11 protein-coding genes and 1 tRNA gene are annotated in these 11,645 nt (G+C 69.9%); 10 read left to right on the plus strand and 2 right to left on the minus strand.

Going from position 1 to position 11,645, the window contains the following annotated elements; all coding sequences use genetic code 11:
- Window positions 1-221: 221 nt before the first annotated feature.
- From AB0I71_RS02440 to AB0I71_RS02450, 3 genes are all read left to right on the plus strand, one after another.
- The gene (locus AB0I71_RS02440) at window positions 222-2,024 is read left to right on the plus strand and encodes an ABC-F family ATP-binding cassette domain-containing protein (protein WP_357581444.1); all 1,803 of its coding nucleotides are present in this window, start codon (window positions 222-224) and stop codon (window positions 2,022-2,024) included.
- A gap of 122 nt (window positions 2,025-2,146) precedes the next feature.
- Complete coding sequence (locus tag AB0I71_RS02445) at window positions 2,147-2,602, plus strand: DUF4383 domain-containing protein (protein WP_357581445.1); 456 nt, start codon at window positions 2,147-2,149, stop codon at window positions 2,600-2,602.
- 338 nt (window positions 2,603-2,940) lie between these two features.
- The gene (locus AB0I71_RS02450; protein ID WP_357581446.1) at window positions 2,941-3,420 is read left to right on the plus strand and encodes a DUF4383 domain-containing protein; all 480 of its coding nucleotides are present in this window, start codon (window positions 2,941-2,943) and stop codon (window positions 3,418-3,420) included.
- 17 nt (window positions 3,421-3,437) lie between these two features.
- Here the strand turns inward: AB0I71_RS02450 and AB0I71_RS02455 are convergent, their stop codons facing one another.
- Together AB0I71_RS02455 and AB0I71_RS02460 are read right to left on the minus strand one after the other, a co-directional pair.
- Window positions 3,438-4,121, minus strand: coding sequence for a TetR/AcrR family transcriptional regulator (locus AB0I71_RS02455; RefSeq protein WP_357581447.1), 684 nt, complete (start codon window positions 4,119-4,121; stop codon window positions 3,438-3,440).
- Window positions 4,122-4,227: 106 nt separating this feature from the next.
- Window positions 4,228-5,187 carry an acyl-CoA desaturase gene (locus AB0I71_RS02460; protein ID WP_357581448.1) on the minus strand — a complete coding sequence of 320 codons (960 nt, stop codon included), beginning with the start codon at window positions 5,185-5,187 and terminating at the stop codon, window positions 4,228-4,230.
- Between the two features lie 133 nt (window positions 5,188-5,320).
- Between AB0I71_RS02460 and AB0I71_RS02465 the strand changes: the two genes are divergently transcribed.
- The 7 genes from AB0I71_RS02465 to AB0I71_RS02495 all read left to right on the plus strand — a co-directional run bounded on the left by AB0I71_RS02465 (window position 5,321) and on the right by AB0I71_RS02495 (window position 11,607).
- A complete protein-coding gene (locus AB0I71_RS02465; protein WP_357581449.1) occupies window positions 5,321-6,175 on the plus strand; it encodes a helix-turn-helix domain-containing protein in 855 nt (284 codons plus the stop codon).
- 26 nt (window positions 6,176-6,201) lie between these two features.
- Window positions 6,202-6,276, plus strand: a tRNA-Gln gene (locus AB0I71_RS02470).
- A gap of 98 nt (window positions 6,277-6,374) precedes the next feature.
- Window positions 6,375-7,910, plus strand: a complete 1,536-nt coding sequence (gene glmU / locus AB0I71_RS02475) for a bifunctional UDP-N-acetylglucosamine diphosphorylase/glucosamine-1-phosphate N-acetyltransferase GlmU (RefSeq protein WP_357581450.1) — start codon at window positions 6,375-6,377, stop codon at window positions 7,908-7,910.
- A 62-nt stretch (window positions 7,911-7,972) separates the two neighbouring features.
- The gene (locus AB0I71_RS02480) at window positions 7,973-8,953 is read left to right on the plus strand and encodes a ribose-phosphate diphosphokinase (protein WP_099847631.1); all 981 of its coding nucleotides are present in this window, start codon (window positions 7,973-7,975) and stop codon (window positions 8,951-8,953) included.
- Window positions 8,954-9,220: 267 nt separating this feature from the next.
- Window positions 9,221-9,910: a 50S ribosomal protein L25/general stress protein Ctc gene (locus AB0I71_RS02485; RefSeq protein ID WP_357581451.1), complete on the plus strand. Its 690-nt coding sequence runs from the start codon at window positions 9,221-9,223 to the stop codon at window positions 9,908-9,910.
- A 120-nt stretch (window positions 9,911-10,030) separates the two neighbouring features.
- Window positions 10,031-10,621 (plus strand): aminoacyl-tRNA hydrolase, encoded by a 591-nt coding sequence (gene pth, locus AB0I71_RS02490; RefSeq protein WP_357581452.1) that lies wholly within the window; start codon window positions 10,031-10,033, stop codon window positions 10,619-10,621.
- A gap of 158 nt (window positions 10,622-10,779) precedes the next feature.
- Entirely contained in the window at window positions 10,780-11,607 is an 828-nt protein-coding gene (locus AB0I71_RS02495; protein WP_357581453.1) for an inositol monophosphatase family protein, read from the plus strand.
- The last annotated feature ends 38 nt before the right edge of the window (window positions 11,608-11,645 follow it).

Raw genomic sequence — 11,645 nt, forward strand, 5'->3', positions numbered from 1 at the left:
CACCCGGTCGGAACTGGCCGGAAACCCCCTCGTTCTCCCCAGGCGGGCCGGGTGGCGAGAGCACAGACGGCTCAGGTCGACAGGCGGCCGACCAGGGGTGGCGCCGAGCCGCCGATGCGGGACGGTCCGCCGACGTGAGGGAAGCTCCGCGTACCCTGGAACGACAGGCGTCCCCAGGTGCCAGCCGGCACCGGGACGCCTTGATCATGAAAGGTGGGTACGTGGCCAACATCGTCAACCTGGACCGGGTGTCCAAGGGCTACGGCGCGGCCGGGCCACTGCTCACCGACGTCTCGCTCGGCCTGGACGACGCCGACCGGATCGGCGTCGTCGGGCTCAACGGCGCCGGCAAGTCCACGCTGCTACGAATGCTGACCCGTACCGAGGAACCCGACGACGGCCGGGTCACCCACCGCCGCGACCTGCGAGTCGCCTGGCTGCCACAGAACCTCACCCTCAGCCCCGAGGCCACCGTCCGCGACGTCGTCCTCGGCACCGAGTGGCTCGCCGAGAGCATGGGCGCGGAGCACGAATGGGCCGGCGACGCCGGCGTACGCGCCATCCTCGACGGGCTCGGCATGCCCCACCTGGGTCTCGACGCTCCGGTCGGGCCGATGTCCGGCGGCGAGCGCCGCCGGGTGGCCCTGGCCGCCCTGCTGGTCCGCGACGCCGACCTGCTCATCCTCGACGAGCCCACCAACCACCTCGACGTCAGCGGCGTCGACTGGCTGGCCCGGCACCTGCTCGGCCGCAAGGGCGCCGTGGTCGTGGTCACCCACGACCGCTGGTTCCTCGACGCCGTCTGCACCACCACCTGGGAGGTCGCCGACCAGACCGTGCGGGCCTACGAGGGCGGCTACGCGGCCTGGATCCTCGCCCGCGCCGAGCGGGAACGCATCGCCGCCGCCACCGAGGCCCGCCGGCAGAACCTGCTCCGCAAGGAGATCGCCTGGCTGCGCCGTGGCCCCCCGGCCCGCACCTCGAAGCCGAAGTTCCGCATCGACGCCGCGAACGCGCTGATCGCCGATGTGCCGCCGCCGCGCGACACCATGTCGCTGCAACGGCTCGCCACCGCCCGGCTCGGCAAGCAGGTGTACGACCTGGAACACGTCAGGTTGCACGCCGGCCCCAAGACCATCCTCGAAGACGCCACCTGGCAGGTCGGCCCCGGCGACCGGGTCGCCATCCTCGGTGCCAACGGCGCGGGCAAGACCACCCTGCTGCGGATGCTGGCCGGCGTCACCCGCCCCGACAGTGGGCGGCTGATCACCGGCAGCACCGTACGACCCGCCTTCCTCTCCCAGGAACTCGCCGAACTGCCGAGCGAACTGCGCGTCCTCGAAGCCGTCGAGGAGGTCGCCCGGCGGGTCCGCCTCGGCGACCGGGAGATCTCCGCCGCCCAGCTCGCCGAGGTGTTCGGCTTCGACGACAGGCGTCTCTGGACCCCGGTCGGTGACCTCTCCGGCGGCGAGCGGCGTCGACTCCAGATGCTGCGGCTGCTCGCCAGTGAACCGAACGTGCTGCTGCTCGACGAGCCCACAAACGACCTCGACACCGACACCCTTGCCGCGTTGGAGGACCTGCTCGACTCCTGGCCCGGCACGATCGTGGTGGCCAGCCACGACCGCTACCTCATCGAGCGGGTGGCCGACACGGCCTACGGGATGTTCGGCGACGGCCGGCTGGTGCACCTGCCCGGCGGTGTCGACGAATACCTCGCCCGGGTCAACGACCGACCGGGGCCCGGCCGTACCCCGGCATCCGCGGCACCGACCACCGCCCCGGCCGCCGGTGGGATGAGCGCCGCCGAGGCCCGGCAGGTCCGCAAGGAGCTGTCCCGGCTCGAACGGCAGGTCGGCAAGCTGGAACAGAAGGAAGCCGCGCTGCTGGACCAGCTCGCCGCGAACGCCACCGACTACTCCAGGGTGGCCGAGCTGGACGCCCAGCTCACCCAGGTACGCGGCGAGCGGGAGGAGGCCGAGCAGGCCTGGCTCACCCTGGCCGACGAGATCCCCGCGAGCTGACCGCCCACCCCGACCGGCCACACCACCCGACGTGGCGTGCCGGGACCCCGTGTGCGGCGTCACACAGCCGGATGCGGGAGAATCGCCGTCGACCCTCAACCAACGGCGTTGGAGACACAGACATGGCCCACACCCCCGTCAACCACCCCGCGCGGCCGATCTACCGGGCGATCGGCGGGCTGATCGGTCTGTACCTGGTGGCTTTCGGTGTGATCGGCCTCCTGACCAGCACCGGTGAGCCCTTCTTCGGTCAGGGCGACACCCAGGCCCTGGGACAGGGCACGAACCTCGGTTTCTCCCTGTTCAACATCGTGGTCGGCGCGATCGTGCTGGCCGGCACCGCCATCGGGCGCAACCTCGACGTGCTGGTCAACCAGTGGTCGGCGTACCTGCTCATGGTGGTCAGCCTGGCCGGCCTCGCCTTCATCCGGACCGAGGCCAACATCTTCAACCTGAGCGTCGCCACGGTGATCGTCCACATGGTGCTCAGCCTGGTGCTGCTGATGGCCGGCATGTACGGCAAGGTCGGCACCGACGACGAGCACGAGGCGTGGCAGAAGGCTCGGCTCGTGCTCTGAGGTTCTGCTTTTCTGGTTCCGGTTGTGGTTCTCGCCGGAGCCCGACCCGGCTTGGTTTCGGTTGTGGTCCTCGCCGGAGCCCGACCCGCTCCGGGCGGTCAGGCTTGATCCCTGCGCGGGTCGGGCTCCGGCGAAGACCTGTCGGGGTTGCGCATCCGTCCGGAGCGCCCGGCCGGAGGGCGGGGATCTTGAGGTGCCTGGTTGCGCCTCGGGCGGCCTCGCGGCCGATTCCTGGCGTGCCTTCGCCGGATTGCTGCTGCTGTGTTGGCGTTCGGGGGACGTGGGCTGCGCGGGTGCGGGACAATGTCGTTGTTGTCCCGCTTTGCGTGGAGGGGTCGATGCCGCACTTTCCGGTCAACCATCCGGCGCGGCCGTTCTACCGGGCGCTGTCCGGTCTGGTCGGGCTCTACATCCTGATCTTCGGTGTCTGGGGCACCGCCCTCACCTGGGGCGACCCGCTCTTCGGCCGGAACGGCAACTGGGCCCTCGGCCTCCGCACCAACCTGGCCTTCTCGCTGGTCTCCATCGTCTTCGGAGTCGTGCTCATCATCGGCGCGTCCCGGCGCGGCAACCTCGGCCACTACATGAACCTCACCGCCGGAGCCGTCTTCCTGGTCACCAGCATCCTGATGATGTCGGTGCTCCAGACCGACGCCAACTTCCTGAACTTCTCCATGTCGACGGTGGTCGTCTCGATGCTCTTCGGGCTGCTCCTGCTCGGCACCGGCCTCTACGACAAGGTGGGCCCGCACGAGGACGCCGAGGCCGAACGGAGCCGCCGAAACCACCCGGTCGCCGAGATCCACCGCCGTAGCTGACCAGGTACGGCGGACGGTCAGCGTCCGCCTGCGGTGATCAGGCCCGGCTTCGCCTCCAGATGGGACAACCCGTTCCAGGAAAGGTTCACCAGGTGCGCGGCAACCGTCTCCTTCCGCGGCTTACGCACCTCCAGCCACCAGCGACCGGTCAACGCGACCATGCCCACCAGCGCCTGCGCGTACAACTCGGCCAACTTCGGGTCGTAGCCGCGACTGGAGAACTCCGCGCCGAGGATGTGCTCCACCTGGTGCGCGACGTCGTTCATCACGCTGCTGAAGTTGCCGGTCGCCGACAGCACCGGCGACTCCCGCACCAACACCCGGAACCCGCTGGTCTCCTCCTCGATGTAGCCGAGCAGAGCCAACGCGGCCTGCTCCAGCAGCTCCCGTGGATGACCTGCGGTCAGCGCCGTGGTGATCCGGTCCAGCAGGGCTCGGACCTCCCGGTCCACCACGACCGCGTAGAGCCCTTCCTTGCCGCCGAAGTGTTCGTAGATCACCGGCTTGGAAACCTTCGCGCGCGACGCCACCTCCTCGATGGAGGTGGCGTCGAAGCCGCGCTCGGCGAAGATCTGCCGACCGATCGAGATCAACTGCTCACGACGCTGGGCGGCGGACATGCGGACCCGGGATGTCGGCTTCGCCGACGCGGGCACCGCCCGCCGCCGCTTGCCGCCCTCCTCGTTGGGAGCCTCGGCCATCTCATCACCTCGCTGGCGCTCGGTGACGCCCTGTCGTGGGATGCTGCCTGCTTTCCGCCCGGTCACCCGAACATACTGCCAGGTAACTTGCGGGTTGGCCGCCCGGTTACCCGGAGGCCGTCGGCTTCGCCAGCTTCGCCGCGATCCGTTCCGGCTTCGGCCAGCGCACGTCCCACGCCGCGCCCACCTTCTCGAACAGCCAGATCACCCGGGCCGAGATGTCGATCTGCCCCCGTAGGACACCGTGCCGGGCGCTCGTCGGGTCGGCATGGTGCAGGTTGTGCCAGCTCTCCCCGAACGACACCAGCGCCAGGGGCCAGAAGTTCGCCGCCCGGTCGCCGTGGCGCATCATGAACGGCCGCTCCCCGTACACATGGCACACCGAGTTGATCGACCAGGTGACGTGGTGCAGCAGCGAGATGCGGACCAGGCCGGCCCAGAACAGCGCGGTCAACGCCCCCTGCCAGGACCACGTCAACAGCCAGCCCATCGCCGCCGGCCCGAGCACCGAGACGACCACCAGCACCGGGAAGAACCGGTCCATCCGCCGGATGTCCCGGTCGGCCACCAGATCCGGCGCGAAGCGCTCCCGGTTGGACAACTCCCGGCCGAACAGCCAGCCCATGTGGGCGTGGAACAGTCCCTTGATCAGACCCCGCACCGTGGTGCCGAACCGCCACGGTGAGTGCGGGTCCCCCTCCAGGTCGGAGAAGGCGTGGTGCCGCCGGTGGTCGGCCACCCACTGGATGATCTCGCCCTGCACGGCGAGTGAGCCCGAGGCGGCCATCGCGATGCGCAGCCACCGCTTCGCCTTGAACGAGCCGTGGGTGAAGTATCGGTGGTAGCCGACAGTGATGCCCAGGCCCGACACCACGTACCAGAAGGCCGCGATTCCCACGTCGACCCAGCTGAGCCAGCCACCCCAGGCCACCGGCACGGCGGCGATCAGCGCCGCGAACGGGATCACCACGAAGGACCACAGCGCGATCAGGATGCCGCGTGACTGGGTGCCCTGGGTGAGGGGCTTGGGGCCGGTCGGATGAGGGTCGAGAACGGCGGCGGACATGGCACCTCGCAGGGGACGATCGGATCGCGAATCTACGCCTACGTCACCGTAACTTACGGCCCTGGTAGATCACATCAGACAGCGACACGAATGGATGCCAGAGGTGTCGTACGTTCGTCCTAACCTGCGCCACATGGCTGGTTTCGACGCCCACGAAGTGCGCCGGCTGCGCACCGAGGAGCAGCTGTCGGTCCGGGAGATTCGTGCCCGTACGGGCCTCGGTCGGCACCGCGTCCAGGAGCTGCTGCGGGGCGTACCCGCACCGGAACGTACCCGCCGCCCCAGGGCGAAGGACGACCTGCGGGCGGAGGCGGTGGCGCTGCGCTCGACGGGTCATCCGGTCCCGGAGATCGCGCGACGGCTCGGGGTGAGCCGGTCGACGGCCTACCTCTGGGTCCGGCACATCCCACTCGAGCGCGACCCCGAGGAGGGACCGGAGTCTCGGCGTCAACACGCCAGGACGATGGCCGAGGCGCGGTGGGCGGCCCACCGCCGGGCGCGGGACGAGGCGCAGGGGGAGGTGCATGCCGTAGCCGCGCAGTTGGTCGGCCAGCTCGACGAGCGTGATCTGCTCCTGATCGGAGCGGCTGTCTACTGGTGTGAGGGCACCAAATCGAAGCCGTGGCGTCGCGATGACCACGTTCAGTTCGTGAACAGTGATCCGGGCCTGCACTCCCTCTTTCTCCGCTTCCTCGAAGTCTGCGGGGTCGACCGTGCCGTGCCGACCTACCGGGTGAGCATCCATGAGACCGCCGATCCGGACGCGGCGGCCGAGTGGTGGGCGGCCGAGCTCGGATTGCCGCGCGAACGGTTCCGGCGGGCGACGCTGAAGAAGCACAACCCCACCACCGTCCGTCGGAACACCGGCGACGAGTACCGAGGCTGTCTCGTGATCAACGTGCCGCGTAGCCGCGAGCTCTACTGGCGAATAGAAGGTATGATCGCCGAGCTGTTCCGGTCCGCGGCTGAACGCACTTTCGTGGGTTGATGCGGCCTGTCGGCTTGACATGTCAATGGGGTGTGGGGTAACGGCAACCCGCAGGCCTTTGGAGCCTTGAGCTCCTGGTTCGAATCCAGGCACCCCAGCCATCGCCCCCAACTGCCGATCCTCGTACCCCTGCCGACCAGGCCGGATTGTCCGGTTAGCATGGCCGCGAGACTGTCCGCGTTCCGACGGGAGCCACGTCGTGTCCGAGCCCCACCCCCGCACCGTCGTCGTACTCGCCGCCGGTGAGGGCAAGCGGATGAAGTCCTCGTTGCCGAAGGTGCTGCACCCGCTGCTCGGCCGGACCCTGGTGGGTCACGTGCTCAACGCGGCCGACCCGCTGGGTGCCGCGCGCACCCTGGTGGTGGTCGGGCACGGCGCGGACCAGGTTCGCGCCCACCTCGCCGGGATCGCCCCGGAGGCCACCGCTGTTCACCAGGCGGAGCAGCTCGGCACCGGCCACGCGGTGCGGATCGCGCTGGAGGCCTCTCCGGAGGTCACCGGGACCGTGGTGGTGCTCAACGGCGATGTGCCGTTGCTGCGGCCCGAGACCGTCGTCGAGCTGGTGACGGCGCACGAGAGCGAGGGTGCCGCAGCGACGGTGCTCGCCGCGGAGGTTCCGGATCCGACCGGCCTCGGACGCATCGTGCGGGACGGGGCGGGCCGGCTGGAACAGATCGTCGAGCAGCGTGACGCGACCCCCACCCAGCTGGCGGTCCGGGAGATCAACGCCGGCATCTACGCGTTCGACGCGGCGCGGCTGCGGGATGTGCTCGGCAAGCTGTCCACCGACAACGACCAGGGTGAGGAGTACCTCACCGACGTCTTCAAGATGCTGGTCTCGGCAGGTGAACCGGTGGGAGTGCACCTGGCGGCCGACCACACCGAGACGCTCGGCTGCAACGACCGGGTGGAGCTGGCGGCGTTGCGCCGACTGCTGCGCGACCGGGTAAACGAGCGTTGGATGCGTGCCGGCGTCAGCCTGCTCGACCCCGAGACCACCTGGATCGACGTGACCGTCGCCTTGGACCGCGACGCGGTGGTGGATCAGAACACCCAGCTGCGTGGCGGTTCGGTGGTCGGCAGCGGCGCGGTGGTGGGGCCGGACGTGACGTTGATCGACACGGTGGTTGGCCCCGGCGCTACGGTGCTGCGCAGCCACGCGGTCGGCGCCGAGGTGGGTCCGGGCGCCAGCGTCGGTCCGTACGCGTACCTGCGACCGGCTGCGCGACTGGCGGAGCGGTCGAAGGTCGGCACGTTCGTCGAGGTGAAGAATTCCGAGGTGGGTGCCGGTGCCAAGGTGCCGCACCTGTCGTACGTGGGTGACGCGACGATCGGGGCGAGGGCGAACATCGGCGCGGCGACGATCTTCGTGAACTACGACGGGGTGAACAAGCACCGCACCGTGGTCGGCGAGGCGGCTTTCGTGGGCTGCGACACGAGCCTCATCGCGCCGGTCGAGGTGGGTGCCGGGGCGTACGTGGCGGCGGGCAGCGCGATAAGCAACGACGTGCCGCCGGGTGCGTTGGGGGTTACCCGGGCGCCGCAGCGCAACGTGGACGGGTGGGTGGCGCGTAAGCGTGCGGGCACGGTTTCCGCCGAGGCGGCCGAGCGCGCTCTCCGGGGTGCGCAGGGTGCTCCGGCCGCGACGTCGTCCGCAAGTGAAGGTGAGGCAATCCACGGCACCGCCGAGTCGGTGGGCGGTACGCCGGGGGCGGGAGATACTGCAACCGAATAGTCCCCGGCCGACCACCACCGCAGGCCGGGTACCGCCGACCAAATACGGGAGCAGACGGGCCCATGGGCAGCATCGTCGCCGAAAACCGCAAGAGCCTGATGCTCTTTTCCGGACGTGGCTTTCCGGAGCTGGCCAGGGAGATCGGTGAGGTGCTCGGCGTAGCGCCGACGCCGGCCGACGCGTACGAGTTCGCCAACGGCGAGATCTTCGTACGGTTCAAGGATTCGGTACGCGGTTCGGACGCCTTCGTGGTGCAGTCGGTCACGCACGGGGTGAACACGTGGGTCATGGAGACCCTGATCATGGTTGACGCGCTGAAGCGTGGTTCGGCCAAGCGGATCACGGTCGTCCTGCCGTTCTATCCGTACTCCCGGCAGGACAAGAAGCACCGTGGCCGGGAGCCGATCTCGGCGCGGCTGGTCGCCGACCTGCTGAAGACCGCCGGGGCGAACCGGATCCTCACCGTGGACCTGCACACCGCGCAGATCCAGGGCTTCTTCGACGGTCCGGTGGACCACCTCTTCGCGATGGACATCCTGGCCGAGTACGTGGAGCGCAAGTACGCGGGCCGGCCGATGACCGTGGTGGCGCCGGATTCGGGCCGGGTGCGGGTGGCCGAGCGGTGGACGGACCGGTTGGGTGGTTGCCCGCTGGCGTTCATCCACAAGACCCGGGACCCGATGAAGCCGAACCAGGTGGTGGCGAACCGGGTGGTCGGTGAGGTCGAGGGTCGGGTCTGCCTGATCGTCGACGACATGATCGACACGGGCGGCACGATCTGCCGGGCGGCGGACATCCTGAAGGAGTCGGGCGCGGCGGACGTGATCGTGGCGTCGACCCACGCGTTGCTGTCCGATCCGGCGACGGAGCGGTTGAAGAACAGCCCGATCAGCGAGGTCGTGGTGACCAACACGCTGCCGTTGCCGCCGGAGAAGCAGCTCGACAAGCTCACCGTGCTGTCGATCGCGCCGCTGCTGGCCCGGGCGATCCGCGAGGTCTTCGACGACGGTTCGGTGACCACGCTCTTCGGCGGGCTGAGCTGACCACGGCTCACGGCTGACCGTCGGGCCGGTGTCGGGCGGGGGAGTGCGGGCGGGTACGGGGACTGCCGGAAACCTTGGAAACCGCTCGGGTAGACTGGTGCGGTTGCCACGGCGAGGGTGCCCTGCGGGCCGCTGAGAAGCGCCGCACGGAGGCACCGTGATCGACGCGGTGCTCCGGGCAGTCTTCTGACGCATGAGCCCCTGCGAGCCCCCCGCCCAGCACCGCCAGACGACAAGCTGCCGCAGCGAAGCATCAGGAGTTTCCCCGTGTCCGAGGTAAAGATCAGCGCCGAGCCCCGCACCGAGTTCGGCAAGGGTGGTGCCCGTCGTACCCGCCGGGCCGGCAAGGTGCCCGCCGTGCTGTACGGCCATGGCGAGAAGCCCAAGCACATCGCGTTGCCGGCCCGTGAGTTCGCGGCGGCGATCCGTAAGGGTGGCGCCAACCAGCTCTTCGCCATCGACGTCAGCGACGGCACCCAGGCGCTGGCGCTGCCGAAGGCGATTCAGCGTGACCCGATCAGGGACACGTTCGAGCACGTCGACCTGCTGCTGGTGCGTCGCGGTGAGAAGGTCACCGTGGACGTGCCGATTCAGCTGACGGGTGAGGCGGCGCGCGACACCCTGATCGTGCACGACCACGACACCCTCTCGGTGACCGCCGACGCGACGAAGGTGCCGGATCACCTGGAGGCCTCGATCGAGGGTGTTGAGGCGGGTTCCCAGATCACCGCCGCTGACGTGACGCTGCCGGCGGGTGTGGAGCTGGCCGGCGACCCGGAGATGCTTGTCGCCTCGATCACCGCCGCGCCGACCGCCGAGCAGCTGGAGGCGACGCTGCCCGAGGTCGAGGAGGCCACCGAGGAGGCCGAGGCCGAGGTCGGCGAGGTCACCGAGGGTGCTGCCGAGGAGCCGGCCGCCGAGGGCGAAGCGGGCACCGAGGCTCGTACCGAGGCCTGATCGCCTCGCGGTTCAGTTTGCGACAGGCGTCCCCGGTTCCCCGGGGGCGCCTGTCGGCGTATCGGATGATCGGCGGCGCGGTCGGTGGTTGACCGCCGCTGTGAGCGGGAGGGGCGGGCGGTGACGGACGAGACCGGGCCGTGGCTGGTGGTCGGCCTGGGTAACCCGGGCCGGGAGTACGCGGGCAACCGGCACAACGTCGGGTTCATGGTCGCGGAGCTGCTGGCGGGCCGGCTGGGTGGGAAGTTCGGTAGGCACCGGCGGGCGGTGGCGGAGGTCGCGGAGGGGCGGCTGGGGTTGGGCGGGCCGAAGCTGGTGCTGGCCAAGCCGCTTACCTACATGAATCTGTCAGGTGGGCCGGTGGCCAGCCTGGCGCAGTTCTACAAGGTGCCGCCGGGCCGGGTGATCGCGGTGCACGACGAGCTGGACATCGCTTACGGTCAGGTTCGGGTGAAGTGCGGCGGTGGCGAGGGCGGGCACAACGGTCTGCGGTCGATGTCGAAGTCGTTGGGCACCAAGGATTACGTGCGGGTGCGGTTCGGGATCGGTCGGCCGCCGGGGCGGCAGGATCCGGCGGACTATGTGCTGTCGGATTTCGGCACGGTGGAGCGCAAGGAGTTGGACTTTCTGGTGGACCGGGCTGCGGACGTGGTGGAATCCGTGGTCAACCGGGGCGTGGAGCCGACCCAGAACCTCTACCACGGGGGGTAGCGCGGCTGCGTATCCGCTCGACCGAGGCCGTCGACACCTGCGCTGTGGGGCGGCCTGCGGCGGTCGGGTGCGGTGGTGGCCCGGTAGTGTGCGGGGTCGGCGGTCGGGGCGGGACCGGCCGCTCGGCGTACGCGGATCGTGGCGACGGGAGCGGGAGCATGAGCGGTCCACCGATGATCGACGGGGCGTTCGCGCGGTGGTTGGCGGATCGAGCCGGGCAGGCGTTGCTGGGCCTGCGGTCGGAGATGGGTTTCGCCGATGCCGGAGCGTTGAAGTCGGCGGGGGACAAGGTCTCGCACGACCTGATCCGCACCGAGTTGGCGAGGTGGCGCCCGGGTGACGCGGTGCTCTCCGAGGAGGACGAGGGCTCCCGGCTGGCGTGGGCGGCCGAGGTGAACGCCGGTGCGGTCTCGCGGTTGACCGCCGACCGGGTGTGGATCATCGACCCGTTGGACGGCACGCGGGAGTTCAGCGAGGAGGGGCGCGCGGACTGGGCGGTGCATGTGGCGCTCTGGGCTCGTAACGCGACCGCCTCGCACGGTCTGGTCGCCGGTGCGGTTGGGCTGCCGGCGCAGCATCGGGTGCTGGGTACGGATCTTCCGCCGGCGTATCCGCCGATGACGCCGGAGGCGGCGGGTGGTGCGGGGCGGTTGCGGTTGGCGGCGAGTCGCAGCCGGCCGCCGGTCTTTCTGACCGATCTCGCTGCGGAGGTCGGGGCGCAGTTGGTGCCGATGGGTTCGGCCGGCGCGAAGATCGCCGCTGTGGTCACCGGTGAGGTGGATGCGTACATCCACGCCGGCGGGCAGTACGAGTGGGACTCGGCCGCGCCTGTCGCTGTGGCGACGGCCACCGGACTGCACGCTTCCCGGATCGATGGTTCTGCGCTGAAATACAACGAGGCGGATCCGCGCCTGCCTGACCTGCTGGTGTGCCGCAAGGATCTCGCCAGCCGGTTACTTGCGGCGCTGCAGCGGCATTGCGGGTAGCCTGTCGCTACTTCCTGACATCCCCGACCGGAAAGGTC

The sequence above is a fragment of the Micromonospora sp. NPDC049891 genome, from assembly GCF_040660295.1.
GTDB lineage: Bacteria > Actinomycetota > Actinomycetes > Mycobacteriales > Micromonosporaceae > Micromonospora.